19 protein-coding genes are annotated in these 17,319 nt (G+C 69.2%); 7 read left to right on the top strand and 12 right to left on the bottom strand.

The genetic code is table 11. The features are described 5' to 3' along the window. Window positions 1-47: 47 nt before the first annotated feature. From ACOACQ_RS11300 to ACOACQ_RS11285, 4 genes are all read right to left on the bottom strand, one after another. The gene (locus tag ACOACQ_RS11300) at window positions 48-923 is read right to left on the bottom strand and encodes a 3,4-dioxygenase subunit beta (RefSeq protein ID WP_420288319.1); all 876 of its coding nucleotides are present in this window, start codon (window positions 921-923) and stop codon (window positions 48-50) included. A gap of 39 nt (window positions 924-962) precedes the next feature. After that, window positions 963-2,789, bottom strand: coding sequence for an AMP-dependent synthetase/ligase (locus ACOACQ_RS11295; protein WP_420288318.1), 1,827 nt, complete (start codon window positions 2,787-2,789; stop codon window positions 963-965). A 53-nt stretch (window positions 2,790-2,842) separates the two neighbouring features. Beyond that, window positions 2,843-3,523: an MOSC domain-containing protein gene (locus ACOACQ_RS11290; RefSeq protein WP_378597736.1), complete on the bottom strand. Its 681-nt coding sequence runs from the start codon at window positions 3,521-3,523 to the stop codon at window positions 2,843-2,845. 61 nt (window positions 3,524-3,584) lie between these two features. Beyond that, the gene (locus ACOACQ_RS11285; protein ID WP_420288317.1) at window positions 3,585-4,448 is read right to left on the bottom strand and encodes an aminoglycoside phosphotransferase family protein; all 864 of its coding nucleotides are present in this window, start codon (window positions 4,446-4,448) and stop codon (window positions 3,585-3,587) included. A gap of 47 nt (window positions 4,449-4,495) precedes the next feature. Here ACOACQ_RS11285 and ACOACQ_RS11280 point away from each other — a divergent pair, with 47 nt between their 5' ends. Beyond that, window positions 4,496-5,383, top strand: a complete 888-nt coding sequence (locus ACOACQ_RS11280) for a bile acid:sodium symporter family protein (protein WP_378597738.1) — start codon at window positions 4,496-4,498, stop codon at window positions 5,381-5,383. A gap of 1 nt (window position 5,384) precedes the next feature. On the opposite strand, the gene ACOACQ_RS11275 is transcribed toward ACOACQ_RS11280, so the two are convergent. The 6 genes from ACOACQ_RS11275 to ACOACQ_RS11250 form a co-directional block, all read right to left on the bottom strand. Beyond that, window positions 5,385-5,879, bottom strand: a complete 495-nt coding sequence (locus ACOACQ_RS11275; protein ID WP_378597739.1) for a GNAT family N-acetyltransferase — start codon at window positions 5,877-5,879, stop codon at window positions 5,385-5,387. Beyond that, entirely contained in the window at window positions 5,876-7,750 is a 1,875-nt protein-coding gene (gene lepA, locus ACOACQ_RS11270; RefSeq protein WP_378597740.1) for a translation elongation factor 4, read from the bottom strand. The genes ACOACQ_RS11275 and lepA overlap by 4 nt, the downstream gene beginning before the upstream one ends. 72 nt (window positions 7,751-7,822) lie before the next feature. Beyond that, the gene (locus ACOACQ_RS11265) at window positions 7,823-8,491 is read right to left on the bottom strand and encodes a hypothetical protein (protein ID WP_420288316.1); all 669 of its coding nucleotides are present in this window, start codon (window positions 8,489-8,491) and stop codon (window positions 7,823-7,825) included. Continuing rightward, window positions 8,485-9,591 (bottom strand): hypothetical protein, encoded by a 1,107-nt coding sequence (locus tag ACOACQ_RS11260; RefSeq protein WP_378597742.1) that lies wholly within the window; start codon window positions 9,589-9,591, stop codon window positions 8,485-8,487. The genes ACOACQ_RS11265 and ACOACQ_RS11260 overlap by 7 nt, the downstream gene beginning before the upstream one ends. Beyond that, on the bottom strand, window positions 9,588-9,872 hold the full coding sequence (locus tag ACOACQ_RS11255) for a hypothetical protein (RefSeq protein ID WP_420288315.1): 285 nt from the start codon (window positions 9,870-9,872) through the stop codon (window positions 9,588-9,590). Before ACOACQ_RS11255 ends, ACOACQ_RS11260 begins: the two co-directional genes overlap by 4 nt. Continuing rightward, a complete protein-coding gene (locus tag ACOACQ_RS11250; RefSeq protein ID WP_420288314.1) occupies window positions 9,869-10,177 on the bottom strand; it encodes an SAV_915 family protein in 309 nt (102 codons plus the stop codon). The genes ACOACQ_RS11255 and ACOACQ_RS11250 overlap by 4 nt, the downstream gene beginning before the upstream one ends. Window positions 10,178-10,286: 109 nt before the next feature. Here ACOACQ_RS11250 and ACOACQ_RS11245 point away from each other — a divergent pair, with 109 nt between their 5' ends. Continuing rightward, window positions 10,287-11,876 (top strand): alkaline phosphatase D family protein, encoded by a 1,590-nt coding sequence (locus tag ACOACQ_RS11245; RefSeq protein WP_420288313.1) that lies wholly within the window; start codon window positions 10,287-10,289, stop codon window positions 11,874-11,876. Between the two features lie 27 nt (window positions 11,877-11,903). Next, window positions 11,904-12,827: a phosphotransferase family protein gene (locus tag ACOACQ_RS11240; RefSeq protein WP_420288312.1), complete on the top strand. Its 924-nt coding sequence runs from the start codon at window positions 11,904-11,906 to the stop codon at window positions 12,825-12,827. Window positions 12,828-12,838: 11 nt separating this feature from the next. Here ACOACQ_RS11240 and ACOACQ_RS11235 read toward each other — a convergent pair whose 3' ends face one another. Next, complete coding sequence (locus tag ACOACQ_RS11235) at window positions 12,839-13,069, bottom strand: DUF4287 domain-containing protein (RefSeq protein ID WP_378597747.1); 231 nt, start codon at window positions 13,067-13,069, stop codon at window positions 12,839-12,841. 127 nt (window positions 13,070-13,196) lie between these two features. Here ACOACQ_RS11235 and ACOACQ_RS11230 point away from each other — a divergent pair, with 127 nt between their 5' ends. The 3 genes from ACOACQ_RS11230 to ACOACQ_RS11220 all read left to right on the top strand — a co-directional run bounded on the left by ACOACQ_RS11230 (window position 13,197) and on the right by ACOACQ_RS11220 (window position 16,292). Then, window positions 13,197-13,769: an RNA polymerase sigma factor gene (locus ACOACQ_RS11230; RefSeq protein ID WP_378597748.1), complete on the top strand. Its 573-nt coding sequence runs from the start codon at window positions 13,197-13,199 to the stop codon at window positions 13,767-13,769. Continuing rightward, complete coding sequence (locus ACOACQ_RS11225; RefSeq protein ID WP_420288311.1) at window positions 13,766-14,566, top strand: hypothetical protein; 801 nt, start codon at window positions 13,766-13,768, stop codon at window positions 14,564-14,566. Before ACOACQ_RS11230 ends, ACOACQ_RS11225 begins: the two co-directional genes overlap by 4 nt. A 148-nt stretch (window positions 14,567-14,714) precedes the next feature. Further along, window positions 14,715-16,292 (top strand): PQQ-binding-like beta-propeller repeat protein, encoded by a 1,578-nt coding sequence (locus tag ACOACQ_RS11220; protein ID WP_420288310.1) that lies wholly within the window; start codon window positions 14,715-14,717, stop codon window positions 16,290-16,292. A 24-nt stretch (window positions 16,293-16,316) separates the two neighbouring features. Here ACOACQ_RS11220 and ACOACQ_RS11215 read toward each other — a convergent pair whose 3' ends face one another. Next, entirely contained in the window at window positions 16,317-16,781 is a 465-nt protein-coding gene (locus ACOACQ_RS11215) for a hypothetical protein (RefSeq protein WP_378597752.1), read from the bottom strand. 201 nt (window positions 16,782-16,982) lie between these two features. Between ACOACQ_RS11215 and rpsT the strand changes: the two genes are divergently transcribed. After that, complete coding sequence (gene rpsT / locus ACOACQ_RS11210; protein ID WP_378597753.1) at window positions 16,983-17,243, top strand: 30S ribosomal protein S20; 261 nt, start codon at window positions 16,983-16,985, stop codon at window positions 17,241-17,243. Window positions 17,244-17,319 lie beyond the last annotated feature (76 nt).

Below are 17,319 nucleotides of genomic sequence, written 5' to 3'. Positions count from 1 at the left end.
GTTGTTGCGGAGGAGCGAAGCGGGGGAGCAAGAACTTCGTGGGGTGATCAGACAGGCACGTTGAGGGTGACGGTGTAGCCGTCGTCGATCGAGCCGGTGACGGTGGCCAGCTGCAGGGAGTGCCCGTCGCTGAAGACGTTGTCGGAGTCCAGGGAGACGCCGGCGAACGTCGACTGGCTGCTGTCGTAGCCGTCGGCGTTGGCGTAGACGTCGTTGCAGACGTCCTCGGGCAACGCCAGCTGGGAGGTGCGCAGCTTGTTGGTCGCGCTGGTGGCCGCGGCGAGGCTCTCGTAGACCTCGAAGTGCATGTGCGGCCAACGACCCTGGTAGCAGGCCGGGAAGATCGTGGTGAACGTCAGGTTGCCATCGGCGTCGGCCTCCTGGACCCCGCGCAGGTAGTTCTCGCCGGAGACCTCGTCGTCGTAGAGCGAGTAGCGGCCGTCGCGGTCGCAGTGCCAGAGATAGACCGCCGCACCCGCGAGCGCCGTGATCGAGTCACCGTTGAGGTCGTAGACCTTGAGGTTCACGGTCGTCGGCACGCCCGCAGCCACGCCGGAGGCCGAGCCGAAGCTGGTGGTGATGTCGCTGCGCACCACGCCCGACTCGGTCAGCACGTTCGGGCCGTTGCTGCCGTCGCCCGGGTACGGCCCGGCGGTCTCCTCGGGGATCTCTCCGTCGGCCACGGTCACGCCCGTGTCGCCGCCTCCTCCAGCCGGCGGAGCCCCGCCGGGTCCGCCGTTGGTGGTGGCCGAGGTCGTGCTCGATGCGGAGTCCGGCGTACTGCCGTCGCTGCCGCAGGCCGTGAGCGCGGCTGCCGCACCCACCCCTCCGAGGAGACCGAGCAGCCCACGACGCGCCATGATGCGCGGCAGGTCGTGGGACAGCCCGAGGTCGTGGTCTTCGATGTCGTCGCTGTGGCTCATGGCCTCAGCAAACAGGCACCGTCTGTGCGTCTCCTGTGCTCAGCTGGTGTAGAAACCGTCGATCAGCGCCTTGTTGTTCTTCTCCACGACGTTGCGCTTCACCTTCAGCGAGGGGGTGAGCTCACCGGACTCGATGGTGAGGTCGTGGTCGAGGAGGCGCCACTTCTTGACGGTCTCCCAACGGTTGAGCTGGGCGTTGAGCGTGTCGACGTACTCGCCGACCATGGCCAGGACGGCCTCGTCCTTCACCAGGTCGGCGTAGGAGGCGCCTTCCTTGCCGTTCTCGGCAGCCCACCCGGCGATCGAGTCGGGGTCGAGCGTGATCAGGGCAGAGACGAAGTTGCGCTCGGCACCGAAGACCATGAACTGGCTGACGTAGGGGCAGATCGCCTTGAACTTGGCCTCGATCGCGGGCGGGGCGATGTACTTGCCACCGGAGGTCTTGAAGAGCTCCTTGATGCGGCCGGTGATCTTGAGGTAGCCGTCGCTGTCCAGCTCGCCCTTGTCACCCGTGCGCAGCCAGCCGTCCTCGGTCAGCGCCTCGGCGGTCGCCTCGGGGCGGTTGTGGTAGCCGGCCATGATGTGCGGGCCCTTGAGCTGGACCTCGCCGTCAGCGGCGATGCGCACCTCGGAACCCGGGAAGGGCTGGCCGACCGTGCCGATCTTGTAGCCGTCGGGGTGGTTGACGGTGGCGCCGGCTGCGTTCTCCGTCATGCCGTAACCCTCGAGGATCAGGATGCCGGCTGCGTGGAACCACTGCGCGATGTCGGCGTTGAGGGCCGCGGAGCCCGAGATGAAGAACTTGACCCGTCCACCGAAGCGGTCCCGGACCTTGCTGAAGACCAGCTTGTCGAACAGACCGTGCTGCAGCTTCAGGAGCAGCGGCACGGACTTGCCGTCGCGCTTGAGCGCGTCGACCTTGGTGCCGACGGAGAACGCGGTGGTGAAGATCTTCTCCTTCAGACCACCTTCGGCAGCCTGCATGGTGACGATCCGGGCGTGGGCCTTCTCGAAGATGCGGGGCGCTGCACCCATGAAGGTGGGCTTCACGATGCCGAGGTTGTCGACGATCTTGTCCACCCGACCGTCGATGGCGGTCGCGAACCCGCAGGCGAGCTGCGTGGACAGCAGCACCTTGCCGAACGAGTGGGCCATGGGCAGCCACAGGAACTGCAGGTCGTCCTCGTTGAGGATGTTCTGCGCCTTGATGGCCTCGCCCTCGAACACCCACGCCTTGTGCAGGGTGCGCACGCCCTTCGGCTTGCCGGTCGTGCCGGAGGTGTAGATCAGGGTCGCGAGCTGGTCGGGCTGGATGCTCTGCGCGACCTCCTCGACACTCCCGGGGTGGGCGGCGAGGTGCGTCTCGCCGAGCTCGGAGAGCTGGTCGAGCGAGATGACCCAGTCACCGTCGGCCAGCGCGGCGTCGAACGAGATGACCTTGGCCAGGGCAGGGAGCTCGCTGCGGTGCGCACGCAGCTTCTCGAGCTGGCTCTCGTCCTCGGCGAAGATGAACCGGCTCTCGGAGTCACCGACGATGTAGGCGGTGTCCTCGCCGTTGGTCGACGGGTACACCGTCGTCGTCGCGCCGCCGGCGCACATGATGGCGAGGTCCGCGAGGATCCACTCGTAGCGCGTCGACGAGGCGATCGCGACGCGCTGCTCCCGCTCGAGGCCCAGGGCGAGCAGTCCGGCTGCGAGGCGTCGTACGCGGTCGCCGGCCTCGCCCCAGGTCACCGATTCCCACGCGTCACCCACGGGGAAACGGAAGGCTTCGCGCGAACTGCTCGCCTCCACCCGGTCCAGGAACTGCACGGCGCAGTTCTGCGGAAGGTGCTCGAGGAAACTGGTGTCGTGATTGACGGGCATGTCGCTCCTGAAAAACTGTTCCGAGACCGGCGGTGACTGATTGGTAACTTAGATCACTCGGCGGCCGGTTGGTACGGGACCCCGGCGCCGCGGACGAACTGTTCGACCTTCTCGCGGACCTTCGGCGGCAGGACCTCGATCGCCGCGAGCTCGGGCAGGCGGGCCCGATCGGTGTTCAGCGCGACGAACATGTCACGCACCGTGACACCGTGTCCGGGCCGGTGGACGACCTCGACCGGGTCGCCGGGAGCGAGCGTCCCGGACTGGAGCACGCGGAAGTACGGGCCGGGCCGGCCCTCGGCGGTGAAGCGCTTCACCCACGCCTTCGGGTCGTAGCCGCTCTCCCCCATCCAGCCCTTGAAGTCGTTGCACGGCGTCCGCACGTGGGCGACCTCGAGCAAAGGCCCGTCGGGTCCGCCGACCTGGATCCGGGTGCCGATCTCCATGCCCGTGAGGTCGAGTCCCTCGGTCGTGAGGTTCTCCCCGAACTGCCCGTTGCGGATGGGCTGCCCGAGCTCGGCCTCCCAGAAGTCGAGGTCCTCGCGCGCGTAGGCGTAGACCGCCTGGTGCGGGCCACCGTGGTGCTGGGTGTCGGACACCTGGTCGCCCTCGATCCCCAGCTCGTGGACGGCGACCGGCGCATCCAGGTTGCGCTTGTCGATGGACGTGCAGCCGATCGAGGCCCACTCCTTGTCCTGCGGACGACCGACGCTGACAGCGAGAACGCGCGACATGCGGCCAGTCTGCACCTGTGCTGGTCAGTCCCGCACGGTCATTCGACGTTGTCGATGCAGGTCAGTCCTGGACGGCCTTGGCGATCGTGATGCAGGCAGTGACGTGCTCGCGTTCCCCGGCCGTCGGCCTGCGGCCGGCGCTGACGGCGTCCTCGTGCGCCCGGTGGGCGTTGAGGACCGACCGGACCACGACCCAGTCGCGGGCGCGGGCCTCGTCGAAACCAGCCGTGTCAACCAGGGCGTGGAAGCGCCGACGGATGCCGTCGCGGACCGAGCCGAAGGCACCGGGCAGGAGGTAGTCCTCGAACCGGTCGCGCAGCATCGGCTCGACCTCGTAGTGCGGGTCCCCGTTGGTCGGCTTCGGATCGATCGCGAGCCACTCCTGCTCGCCGTCCCGCTCGCCGCGCAACACGTTCTCGTAGTGCAGGTCACCGTGCAGCACCGCGGAGGCCGGCTCCGCGCACAGTTCTCGCGCCAGGGCGATCGCCTGGTCGACGAGGCGTCGCGGCACCGGCACCGTCGTCGCGTCCCGTTGCAGTGCCTCCACCCAGCGGGCGACGTACGACGCCTGTTCGCGGAGCTGGGGCATGGGAGGAACGTGGAGCCGGTTGTAGAGACCACCGACGATCTCGCAGGCCTCGATGTCCCAGTGCCCGGTCAGGTCCTCGCGATCCAGTCGCTCCAGCAGCAGTGCCCGGCGCGACGGGTCGGCGCGCAGCAGGTGGACCGCGCCGTTGCCGTGCCACCGCTGCAGTGCGAGGTGCTCGTGCTCCGACTCGTCGTCGGGGAGCGCGATCTTGAGGGCGGCAGGTCGGCCCTGACGGGTCGTGACGGGCAGCACGAGTGAGCGGGCCCCGTGCCACCTCTCGTCGCCGGCGACGAGGTCCCACTCGTCGAGCAGGCCCTCAAGGATCTGGACACTCATCGGAACATCCTCGGCTACGGTGCTCTCACCCTTGAGGGAGGGACACCATGGACAGTGCACTGACCACCGTCGGCCTGCCGATCGCACTCGCGATCATCATGTTCGGGCTCGGCCTCGGCCTGACGCCGGCCGACTTCCGGCGCATCGGGAAGAACCCGAAGGCCGTCGCCATCGCCCTGGCCTGCCAGGTCGTGGTGCTGCCGGCGATCTGCTTCGGGCTCGTGGTCGCCTTCGACCTCGATCCGTTGCTGGCCATCGGCATGATCCTGCTCGCCGCCTCGCCGGGCGGCACGACGGCCAACCTGTTCAGCCACCTGTTCCGCGGCGACGTCGCGCTCAACATCAGCCTCACCGCGATCAACTCGATCCTGGCGCTCGTCACCCTGCCGCTGATCACGAATGCGGCCATCGACCACTTCGACCAGGGCGACTCGGTGTCGCTGCCGTTCGGAGAGGTCGTGCAGGTCTTCGCCATCGTGCTGGTCCCGGTCGGCATCGGGATGGCGGTCAAGGCCACCCGCCCGGCATTCGCGGACCGGATGGATCGACCGGTCCGGATCGGCTCCGCTGTCATCCTCGCGGTCCTGGTGCTGGGCATCCTGCTCGACCAGCGCGAGAACGTCGCCGACTACCTCGCCGAGGTCGGCATCGTCGCGGCGCTGTTCTGTGCGATCAGCCTCGTCCTCGGGTACGTCGTCCCGCGGGCGCTGGGCGTGCGCGACGACCAGGCGATCGCGTCCTCCATGGAGATCGGCGTGCACAACGGCACGCTGGCGATCTTCGTGGCGGTCGAGGTCCTCGACAGCACCGAGATCTCCGTGCCGGCGGCGGTCTACTCGATCGTGATGTTCGTGTTGGCCACGCTCTGGGGCATCGCCCTCACTCGTTACATCAACCCGAGCCGGGCCGGTGCAGAGAGCGATCAGCGCGCCTGACTCAGGTCGAGCGGATCCAGTGGTCGGGCGGCAGGTCCGGCTTGCTCGGCACGGGCTCTGCCGTCTCCGTCCAGGCGTCGTCCCAGGCAGCCGACGCGACGCCACGCCAGAAACGGCCGGCGCCCACGTTGTCCTGCTGGAACGGGATCTCCCAGCCGCCGGGATGCCGGGAGATGACGTCGAGCGCCACCTGCTGACCAAGCCCTGTCCGCCGAGCCGCGGGCACCACGAAGAACGCCTGCACCAGCCGTCGGGGTTCTCCCAGGCCGCGCACCAGCGCGAATGCCACGGGAGCGTCCTCACCGGTGTTCGGGTGCGGCCGCCACGCGATGTAGCCACAGCGGTCCGGCGCGGGGTACTGGTCCAGCCACTCGTGACGGTAGCGACCGTCGGCGTACGGAAAGCCGTTCACCACGGCACCGAGGTCGTGGCGGAAGTCCTGCCACAGCCACGCGACGATGTCCCACTGGTCGTCACGGACCGGGCGGACGTTCACTTCTTCGGCTTGTCCCCCGCGGGACCGGACGTGGACAGCGCAGCGACGAAGGCTTCCTGGGGCACCTCGACACGGCCGACCATCTTCATCCGCTTCTTGCCTTCCTTCTGCTTCTCGAGCAGCTTGCGCTTGCGGGTGATGTCACCGCCGTAGCACTTGGCCAGGACGTCCTTGCGGATGGCGCGGATGTTCTCGCGCGCGATCACCCGGGCACCGATGGCGGCCTGGATCGGCACCTCGAACTGCTGGCGCGGGATGAGGTCCTTGAGCTTGCCGGCCATCATCACGCCGTACGCGTAGGCAGCGTCCTTGTGGATGATCGCGGAGAAGGCGTCGACCGGCTCGCCCTGCAGCAGGATGTCGACCTTGACGAGGTCGGCGGCCTGGTCGCCGGTGCGTTCGTAGTCGAGCGAGGCATAGCCCTTGGTGCGCGACTTGAGCTGGTCGAAGAAGTCGAAGACGATCTCGCCCATCGGCAGGACGTAGCGCATCTCGACGCGGTCCTCGGAGAGGTAGTCCATCCCCTGCAGGGTGCCCCGCTTGGTCTGGCAGAGCTCCATGATCGTGCCGATGTAGTCGGAGGGCGACAGGATCGTGGCCCGAACGACCGGCTCGCGCACCTCGGCGATCTTGCCGCCGTCGGGGTACTCGCTCGGGTTCGTGACCTCGATGTGCTTGCCGTCCTCCATCACGACCTCGTAGACCACGTTGGGCGCGGTCGAGATCAGGTCGAGGTTGGACTCGCGCTCGAGGCGGTCCCGGGTGATCTCCATGTGGAGCAGGCCCAGGAAGCCGACGCGGAAGCCGAAGCCGAGGGCACCGGACGTCTCGGGCTCGAAGGTCAGTGCTGCGTCGTTGAGCTGGAGCTTCTCCAGGGCGTCGCGCAGCACCGGGTAGTCGTCGCCGTCGATCGGGTACAGGCCGGCGTAGACCATCGGGTTCGGGTGCTTGTAGCCACCGAGCGGATCGGTCGCGCCGTGGTGCTGGGACGTGACGGTGTCACCGACGCGTGACTGGCGGACGTCCTTCACACCGGTGATCAGGTAGCCGACCTCGCCGACACCGATCTCGCCGGTCTTCACCGGCTCAGGGCTGATCACGCCGACCTCGAGCATCTCGTGCACGGCGCCGGTCGACATCATCTTGATCCGGTCGCGGTGGCTGAGCTTGCCGTCGACCACCCGGACATAGGTGACCACGCCGCGGTAGGTGTCGTAGACCGAGTCGAAGATCAGGGCACGGGCCGGCTTGTCGGCATCGCCGACGGGCGGCGGGGTCTGCTTCACGATCTCGTTGAGGAGCGACTCGACGCCGACGCCGGTCTTGGCGCTGGTGAGCAGGACGTCGGACACGTCGCAGCCGACGAGTCCGGCCAGCTCGGCGGCGTACTTCTCGACGTTGGCGCTCGGGAGGTCGATCTTGTTGAGCACCGGGATGATGTGGAGGTCGGCGCCCATCGCGAGGTAGAGGTTCGCGAGCGTCTGCGCCTCGATGCCCTGCGCCGCGTCGACCAGCAGTACGGCGGCCTCGCACGCCTCGAGCGAACGGGACACCTCATAGGTGAAGTCCACGTGGCCTGGGGTGTCGATCATGTTGAGGACGTAGGTGCCGGGCTCGGCGCCTTCCTCGTTGTCTGCCGGGACCGTCCACGGCATCCGCACGGCCTGGCTCTTGATCGTGATGCCACGCTCGCGCTCGATGTCCATCCGGTCGAGGTACTGCGCCCGCGCTGCCCGCGCGTCGACGACTCCGGTGAGCCGGAGCATCTGGTCCGCGAGGGTCGACTTGCCGTGATCGATGTGCGCGATGATGCAGAAGTTGCGAATGATCGCGGGGTCGGTACGACCGGGCTTCGGAGTGGAGGCTGCCATGGTCCACCCATTGTCGCCGAGGCTGGCGGGTTCGCTAATTCCACGCTGCATCCGTGGAACCCGTCGCGAGGCTCAGCGGGTCGAGGCCGCCTTGCGCGCGCGATGGATCTCCTCGACCAGCTGCTCGGCCGGGACGGCGAAGGCGGTGATCGGCAGCACGATGTCATCGGCGCCCGCGCGCATGTCGATCCGGACCCCGGCAGGGTTCCGCTGCTGGATCGCGGCACCACGCACGTCGCGGCAGTGCACCGCGACGTCGGTCCGGTAGCCGCGATAGGACAGCGTCGTGGGGCCCAGCTCGAGGGTCCAGCGGTGCAGCCGACCGGTCGCCAGGCGGACGAGGTCGGGGAGCGACGCGAGCGCGCCGACGATCGTCAGGAGGGAGAAGCCCGGTGACTCGAGGGAGGAGAAGTCCGTCAACGCCAGGTAGGCCCAGAGCGCTGCCGTGACGAGGAGCGTCCACCAGGCGACGAGCAGTCCCGCCACGGTGAGCATCGGGGCGCGGAAGATCCGGGTGCCGTCGGCGGTGATCTCCGGTTCCCGTCGCCGCCGCGGCCGGGCCAGCGCGGAGATCGCCGCCACCAGGAGGCCACAGAAGGCGACCAGCATGCTGACGCCGGACCACGCCAGGGCACCGTCGGCAGCAAGGGCGACGACCAGGGCGACCAGCGTCGCCAGTACCAGGACCGTGAGCACCGTCGCCGTCCACCACCGGGGGATCAACCGGGCCCGGCTCACCACGGGGTCACCGAGTCCCACGCGTCGCCGATGGCGCCCGTCGCGTCGTCCCACGTGTTGGAGGTCCAGTCGGTGATGTCGTCCCAGTTGTCGTAGACCGTGCCTGCCACCCAGGAGGCACCGGCGGCCAGCGCGCCGCCGGCCACCACGACGGCCCACGCGGGCGCGGTCACGACACCGGCTGCGACCAGCAGGCCGACCCCGACGCCGACGGCGATGCTGGTTCCCGTCGTCACCGCGACCCGGGTCCAGTCGCCCGTCTGCGTGCCCTCGTAGATGCCGAAGCCGACGTCGATGAGGATGCCGGCCGGGCCGCCGAGGAACTTGGCGCCCTTCCCGAACAGGTCCGCGTTCTTGAGCAGGTCATCCAGCTGGGACTGGCCCGCGGGCGTCTTGAGACGGTTGCGCACCGCCGGGTTGCCCGACACGCGGGTCTTGCGGCGGAACTCGGTCGCGGCCGCCTTGTACTCGTTGGCCTTGTTGAGGAGTCCCCACCCCGCGAGGCCTGCTCCGGCGCCGCTCGCGAAGTTGGGGAACAGCGCGGAGATGGCCTCGAAGAGGGTGTCGGACGCGTCCTTCTTCCGGGCGTCGGCGACATCGGCCGGCATGTTCGCGTCGACCCAGTCGACGAAGGTCTGGTAGTCCTCGGCCGCGTCCTCGACGAGGGTGTTCCACAGCGTGATCCTCGCGACCGCCGTGTTGTACGCCGTCTCCTCGGGAGAGCCGACCTCGAACGGGGTCGTCGGCGCGGCCGCCGGCGCCGAGATCACCGTGCCGGTCACGGTCAGTCCGCCGTCGGACGCACGGGTCCGGATCGCACTCATGTCGCTCTCGAGGCGCTTGAGCTTGGCGGCGTAGTCGTCGAGCGCCGTGGCGGCCCGTTTGACGCGCTCCTCGTGCTTGTCGTTCGCCCGCATGATGTCGCCGGAGACGTTGCGGTACGACGAGTAGGTCTCGCCCTCCCAGGCGCCCTGGGCGTAGTTGCGGGCGTCCTGCTGCTCGTCGCCCGACTTCTCCAGCTTGCTTGCGAGCGTGTCGCGCAACCAGGTGGCGGCGGCCGTGACTGCCGCTGGCGAGCCCTCGACCTTGGTGTCAAGGCTCACGCGAGCCGGCCCATGCGGTCGAACTCGGCAGCGATCGCTTCCTCGGTGCGGCCGAGGTCGTCGGCACAGTCACGCACGAGCAGCGCGATGCCGGTGTTGATCACCGCGATCTCGCCCGCCGTCTCGCTCACGGCAGCGAGGATGTCGGCGACGTGCGCTGCGCCGTAGCCGGCGTCGACCTCTCCAGGGGCACCGGTGGCTGCTTCGTCGATCTTCTTGGCAGCGTCGTCGTGCCCGCCGGAGATGATCGCCGCGGCGCCCGCGTCCAGTCGCAGGGTCATGCCTGTGCCTCAGCCGGAGGACCGGGACGGAACTCCTCGGGCACGTCGACATCGAGCAGCTTCACGTCGAAGTGCTTCGCGTCCTTGATGTCGTCGACCTTGCGGCTCTCGAAGAGCAGCCACGACTGGTGGTCGCCCCATGCATTGATGAAGCGGTCGAGCGCGGTGTAGGCCAGCAGCGCAATGCGGCCGTCGCCCAGCTTGAGCATCTTGAAGTCCGTGACCTTGCCGTCGGCATCGATCTCCACGGGCAGGTAGACCACGGGCGGCGCTGGCAGTTGTCCTGATGACGGCTGGTCACTCACAGCGGCGAGGCTACCCAGTGCGCCGGCGGATCAATCGTTCGCCGCCGGTTCACCCCCGGCTCGCCCGGACGGCGTCTCCTCGTTCGTCGTACGACGTCAGGTTGGTGCCATGGACCCGGCCATCCCCCAGCCCCCTGCCCCTGCCCGCACCGACCGCCGCACCCTGCTGCGCGGAGCAGCAGGAGCCGGTCTCGCCACCGGTGGCGTCGCGTTGTTCAGCGGTCGCTCCGCTGCCTCGCCGCTCCTCGTCCACCGCAACCGGCCGCTCCTCCCCCTGGGTGTCCAGTCGGGCGACGTCCGCACCGGCTCTGCCCTGTTGTGGTCGAAGGCAGACCGACCCTCACGACTGGTCGCCGAGCTCAGCCGGGACCCGGACTTCCGTCGGGTCCGCCGGGTCCCCGGGCCGGTGGTGACTCCGTCGACCGACCTCACCGGCACCCTCCCGCTGCGCGGCCTGCCTGCCGGCACCGACGTCCACTACCGGATCCGGGCGGTCGACCTCGACTCCCACGTCGCGAGCGCCCCGACCGTCGGCCGCTTCCGGACCGCACCCGCCGACCACGACGACGTACGGTTCCTGTGGTCCGGCGACATCGCCGGCCAGGGCTGGGGCGTCAATCCGGCGTACGGCGGCTTCCGGATCGCCGACGCGATGCGTGCCCGCAACGCCGACTTCTTCCTCTGCAGCGGCGACACGGTGTACGCCGACGGGCCGGTCCAGGCGACCGTCCCGCTCCCCGACGGGTCGACCTGGCACAACCTGGTAATCCCGGAGAAGACCAAGGTCGCCGAGACCCTGGACGAGTACCGCGGCCAGTTCCGCTACAACCTGATGGCCGACAACTGGCGCGCGTTCCTCGCCGAGACGTCACAGGTCGGGCAGTGGGACGACCACGAGGTCACCAACAACTGGTACCCCGGCGAGATCCTGGAGGACGCGCGCTACACGGAGAAGCGGGTCGACGTCCTCGCAGCGCGGGCGAGCCGGGCGTTCCACGAGTACGTGCCGGTGGCGGACATCTCGCCGGATCCTGAGGGCCGCGTCTACCGGGTCATCCACCGCGGCCCGCACCTGGACCTCTTCGTCCTCGACATGCGCACCCACAAGGACCCGAACACCGCCGACAGGGAGCCCGTCGGCGACGGCGGCGTCCTCGGTGACCGCCAGACCCGCTGGCTCATCGAGGAGCTCCGGACGTCGAGGGCCACCTGGAAGGTGATCGCCGCCGACCTGCCGCTGGGGCTGGTCGTGCCGGACGGTGCTGCGGCCCAGGAGGGCATTGCCCAGGGCGACCCGGGCGCTCCCCTCGGCAGGGAGATCGACATCGCCCGCGTGCTGACGGCGCTCTCGCGGGCCGGGATCCGCAACCACCTTTGGCTCACGGCGGACGTGCACTACACCGCAGCGCACCACTACTCCCCCGACCGCGCCGCCTACCAGGAGTTCGACCCGTTCTGGGAGTTCGTTTCGGGACCGCTCAACGCAGGCGCCTTCGGTCCGAACAAGCTAGACCTCACCTTCGGCCCGGTCGCGGACTTCGTCGCGGCGCCGCCCACCGCGAACACGTCGCCGGCCCAGGGGCACCAGTACTTCGGCGAGGTGGAGATCTCTGGTTCGTCGGGGCAGTTGACGGTGCACCTTCGCGACGTCTCCGGCGTGGCTCTGTACACGCGGACGCTGGACCCGGCGCCGCGCTGAGCCCACCGTTGGCGACATGATGTGCGGGTGATTCCGAACCGGATCCCCCACGGCCGGACCGCCCGACGCCTCGACTGGGTCCACCTGCCGCCGTACATCCGGTCGATGGTGGAGGGCCACCTCGGCTCAGCGGTGGTGGAAGCCGTCTCCCAGGGCGGTGGCTTCACACCGGGCTTCGCCTCGGTGCTGACCTGCGCGGACGGGTCGACGCACTTCGTGAAGGCGGCCTCGACCAAGGCCCAGCGGATGTTCGCCGAGTCGTACCGCGAGGAGACGCGGAAGCTGCGGATGCTGCCCGCCGAGGTCCCCGCGCCGCGGCTGCTGTGGGCCGAGGACGACGGCGAGTGGGTCCTCCTCGCCACCGAGTACGTCGACGGGCGGGCGCCGGTTCGTCCCTGGACCGCTGACGACCTGGCCGCAGCGTCGGCGATGGCCGTGACGATGGCGGAGGTCCTGACGCCGGCTCCGGGCGACCTGGGCAGTGCGGCGGAGGAGTTCGGGGACTGGCCCGCGCTGTGGGAGCAGATCGACCACCCGCGGGCTGCCGAGCTCAAGGCGCTCGCTGACCGCTACCAGGAGGTGGTCGGCGGTGCGACGCTCGTCCACACCGACATCCGCGACGACAACATCCTGGTGCTGTCCGACGGCAGCGCCGTGCTGTGCGACTGGAACTGGCCCGTCGTCGGAGCCGCCTGGCTCGACTCCCTGTTCCTGCTGATCGGCCCCCGCGGCGACGGCCTCGACGTCGACGCCCACATCGCCGCCCACCCGCTGTTGTCGGACGTGCCGCCCGAAGACATCGACGTCGCGCTGGCGCTCGTGCTCGCCTACTTCTCGGTGTCCGCTGCGCAGCCCGTCCCGTCCACGTCGCCGTACATCCGCCAGGCGCAGGCCTGGCAGCGCAACGTCATCGACGACTGGCTGGCCGAACGGCGGGGCTGGGAGATCTGAGGGCTGGGCGCTCAGGCGTCCTCACGGAGCGTGTGCACCACCAGCGCGTTGGCATGTCCGTGCCCCATCTCGTGCTCGCCCTTGAGGAACGCAACGAGATCGGCGTGCCGGGCGCCTGCGCCGTACTCGGGGTGAGCCCGCAGGATCTGTTGCCAGTCAGCGATCGATCGGCCGTACTTCTTCTCGATCGAGGGGAAGTACGACGCCGGGCCGTTGGGCTGGGTGCTGGTCTGCTCAGTCATGCGCGTGAAGACCGGAGGTGGCGGGCAAACTCATCGCCGTGCCGCGTCAGGGTGCGCCATCGCGCTTCCGCTCGTCCTGTGTCGAGCTCGGATGACACACTTGTGCCTTCCTGGACAGGAACAGGGTATGGAATCCACGACTTCGTCGCCGCGAGAGCGTGAACAACGCTTCCGCGACATCTACGACGCGGCGTACGTCGACCTGCTTCGTTTCGTGAGCAGGCGCGTGCATCCAAGTCATGCCGAGGACGTCGTCGGTGATGTCATGCTCGTCGCGTGGCGCCGCCTCGACGACGTCCCGGCCGAGCTGTCGGGGTCCCGCGCCTGGCTCTTCGGCGTGGCCCGCAAGACCCTCCAGAACACCCGGCGCCGCGAGGACAGGCACGATGCCGTCGCGGTCCGTCTCGCAGAGTTCCGGCATGGTCCTACCGATGCCGGCCACCACCCCGACCTGGTCAGCTGCCGGGTCGACATCACCGCGGCCTGGCCGCTGTTGAGCGCAACTGACCAGGAGGCGATCGCGCTCTCCGTCCTGGACGGGCTCACCGCGCCCGAGGCGGCGGCGGTGCTGGGCATCTCGCCCACCGCCTTTCGCCTGAGGTTGTCCCGTGCCCGGCGCACCCTGTTGCGCCATGTCGGCTCCGCCACCGCCAGCGACCCCTTGTCCGGCCACCCTGCTTCGGAAAGGAGCCCGCGATGAGAAGGCACACCACCGACGTCATGATCACCGCAGCGCTGAGTCACCTCGACCCCGCACCGAGGACCGAGCTGACCGAGGCCGAGCTCGAACGTGCTGCCGCGGCGTTCGACCGCATTGTGGCGACCCCCGTCGACGAGGTCGTCCCGGCGGAGCCGGACCACCCGCGCCGGCGCCGGAATCGGTTGTTGGTAACGGCGGGCCTGGCGGGCGCCGCCGGCGTGGCCGTCCCTGTTCTGCTGCTTGGCGGAGGCAACGCCTACGGGTCGTGGACGCCGACACCGGAACCCCTGACGGACGCGGACGCAGACGCGGCCGGCGCTACCTGCCGCGCCGCACTGGCCGTACCCGACCGTGGGGAGCGCGTCGTGCTGGCAGAGCGACGTGGCGAATGGACCTACGTCCTGCTCGCCGGACCCGAGGCCGAGGCGATCTGCCTGATGCCCAACGACGTCCTCGGAGACGGGGAGGACCCCGGCGACCGTGAGGGGTTCTTCGGGAGCTACGACCCGGACGCATCGGCGCCCCTGACTCCCGGGCCCGGCCGCATCGACGAGTCGTCGGCCATGTCCAACACGACCGACGACGGGGAGGTCTTCTGGGTCGAAGGCCATGTGGGCAGCGGCGTCACCGGTGTCACCGTGCACACCTCCTCGGTTCCCGACTTCGAGGCCTCGGTCGTCGATGGCCGGTTCGCCGCGTGGTGGCCAGCAGTCCCGCAGAGCAGCGACAACCCCGAGGGCGAGACGTGGTCCTACACCGTGCACCTCGCCGACGGGAGCACCCGGCGCGCCGACTGAGCCCCCGGCGCAGCGCGCGCCGTACTCACTTGTGAGGACAGTCCGTGCGATTCCAGCGGGGTTACTGTCGAAGGCACCTCGGTCGGCGCCGAGGCTCTCGGGCCGAGGGTCTGCCATCGGCGGATCCCAACCGAGGGAGTCGTTGACCATGAGAAAGAGCTTGATGTCGATGGGCGCCGCCGCAGCGGCGCTCCTGCTCATCCCGCTGACGGTTGCTGATGCCGCACCCGGAGGGGCCAACTGGACCAACGCGGGCGGCGACTACCGGAACACGAGATCGCAGCCCTCGGAGTCGAAGCTGACGGTCAGCAATGTCAGCGGGCTCACGCGGAAGTGGGAGTTCACGACCGGGGGCGACGTGTCGGCGACGCCCGCCGTCTACAACGGCCACGTCTACGTGCCCGACTGGGCCGGCAACCTGTACGCGATCAACGCGAAGACCGGTGCCCAGGAGTGGCGGACGAGCATCCCGGCCGCGAGCGGCGTTCCGTTCGACAAGGCACGTGCGACGCCGACCGTGACCGAGTCCCTGGTGATCGTGGGCACGCAGGGCAGCATTCTCGCGCCCGGCGGCGGCCCCGGCGGCAAGGTGATGGCGTTCAGCCGCGCCACCGGTGAGCTCGTCTGGAGCACCGTGGCGGACGCGCATCCCGCGGCGATCATCACGCAGTCCCCGACCGTCTTCAACGGCCTTTTGTACGTGGGCGTCGCCTCCCAGGAGGAAGCGCTCGCTGCCTTCGTTCCGGGCTATGAGCTCTCGTTCCGCGGCAGCATGCTGGCGATCGACGTGGCCACCGGCGCCATCGTGTGGAAGACCTACATGGCCCCGACCGGCTACACCGGCAACGCAGTGTGGGGCAGCTCGCCGGCCATCGACACCAAGCGCCACCAGGTGCTGATCGCCACCGGCAACAACTACTCGGTGCCCCCCGAAGTGCTCGAGTGCGTCAAGGAGGCGGGCAGCAGCTCGGCGCAGGCGGCATGCCTGCCTGCCAACGACTTCTTCGACTCGATCCTGGCGCTCGACCTGACCACCGGCGCGGTGAAGTGGGTGACCCGGGCGATTCCGTACGACGCGTGGACCGTCGACTGCATCCCGTTCTTCGGGGACGGTGACCTCTGCCCCGACCCGGCAGGACCCGACTACGACTTCGGTCAGGCGCCTTCGCTCTTCACCGTCAAGCCCCCGGGAGGCAAGTCGGTCGATGTCGTCGGAGCCGGGCAGAAGAGCGGCCAGTACTGGGCACTGGATGCTGCCACCGGAGCGGTTCGCTGGGTCACCCAGGCCGGACCCGGAGGTACGGCCGGCGGCCTGCAGTGGGGCTCGGCCGTCGACCGCGGCCGCATCTACACGGCGAACGCCAACAGCAACCTCGTGCCCTGGACCCTCCCCGGCGGCGCGGTGACGACCGCCGGCGTGTGGAGCGGACTCGACGCCGTGACCGGCCAGGTCCTGTGGCAGAAGACCCCGCCGCACGGTGGGGGCACCTCCGGGCCGGTGACGACCGCGAACGGCATCGTGTTCGGTTGCTCCCTCGACCCCGCCGGCCACATGTACGCGATGAACGGGGCGACGGGGGCAATCCTGTGGGAGTTCGCGAGCGGCGGTTCGTGCCTGTCCGGTGCTGCGATCTCCAACGGCACCGTCTACTGGGGCTCGGGGTACAGCAACTTCGGGTTCGGCACCCCGAACAACAAGTTGTACGCGTTCGGCCTCCCGAACTGACCGTCCTGATCGACCCGGCCGTGCTCAGCCACGACCGAGCGCGGCCGGGTCGATCACGACGAAGTTCGGGTCGTCCGGGTGCACCCACACGTCGATGACCGTGTCCGGCAGGATCCGCGGGATCGCGAGCTGGGAGACCAGCTCGGTGAGCTCGACGCGGTACGCCTTCCCCGACTCCGGCGCCACGTCGAGGGTGAAGACGACGTACGGGTCGTTGTTGAGGCTGCCGCGCACCCGGGTGGCGGCGATCCGGGCCGTCGTACGGGTGCCGGACTCGATCGCGCGCTCCCGGTGGGCGCGTCTGGTGCGTGATTCACGCGTCTTGAGCACGGCGAAGACGGCCAGCCCGGCCCCACCCACCACGAACGCGGCGGCGACGAACCGGTTGTCCTCCCGGGTCGCACCCAGGATCACGAAGACCCAGAAGAGGGTGCCGGGCAGGATCATGAGGGCACCGAGCGGGAAGGTCGGCGTCGAGGGTGCGGGCACGGGCGCAATCTCGCAGACTGTCCCTGCTGAGCACAACACCCGGTCCGGCCGGGCGCCTCGCCCGATTTGGGGCGGTGTTCCCCCGCTGTTAGCCTTACTGGTCGCGTCTCCTGTGTTGTCGCCTGCCCCTCGGGCACGGCCCACCGGGGCACGCACTCCGGACCAGACCAGCATTCTCATACGACACAGAGGCAGTTAACCGTGGCGAACATCAAGAGCCAGATCAAGCGCAACAAGCAGAACGAGAAGGCGCACGAGCGCAACAAGGCCGTCAAGACCGGTCTGAAGTCTGCGATCCGCAAGTTCCGTGAGGCCGCCGAGGCCGGCGACAAGGACAAGGCCATCGCCGCCGCGCGCGAGGCCACCAAGAAGCTCGACAAGGCCGCGTCCAAGGGCGTCATCCACAAGAACCAGGCTGCGAACCGCAAGTCCTCGATCTCCAAGAAGGCTGCTTCTCTCTGATCCACTCCGGTCCGGAGTACAAGGGAGTCCTCGCTCTGCGAGGGCTCCCTTTCCGTTTTCCCGCAGCGACCCTGGC

Origin of the sequence: Nocardioides sp. CPCC 206347 (assembly GCF_048654605.1) — a bacterium.
GTDB lineage: Bacteria > Actinomycetota > Actinomycetes > Propionibacteriales > Nocardioidaceae > Nocardioides.
This window is presented reverse-complemented; position numbering and strand designations above follow the sequence as displayed.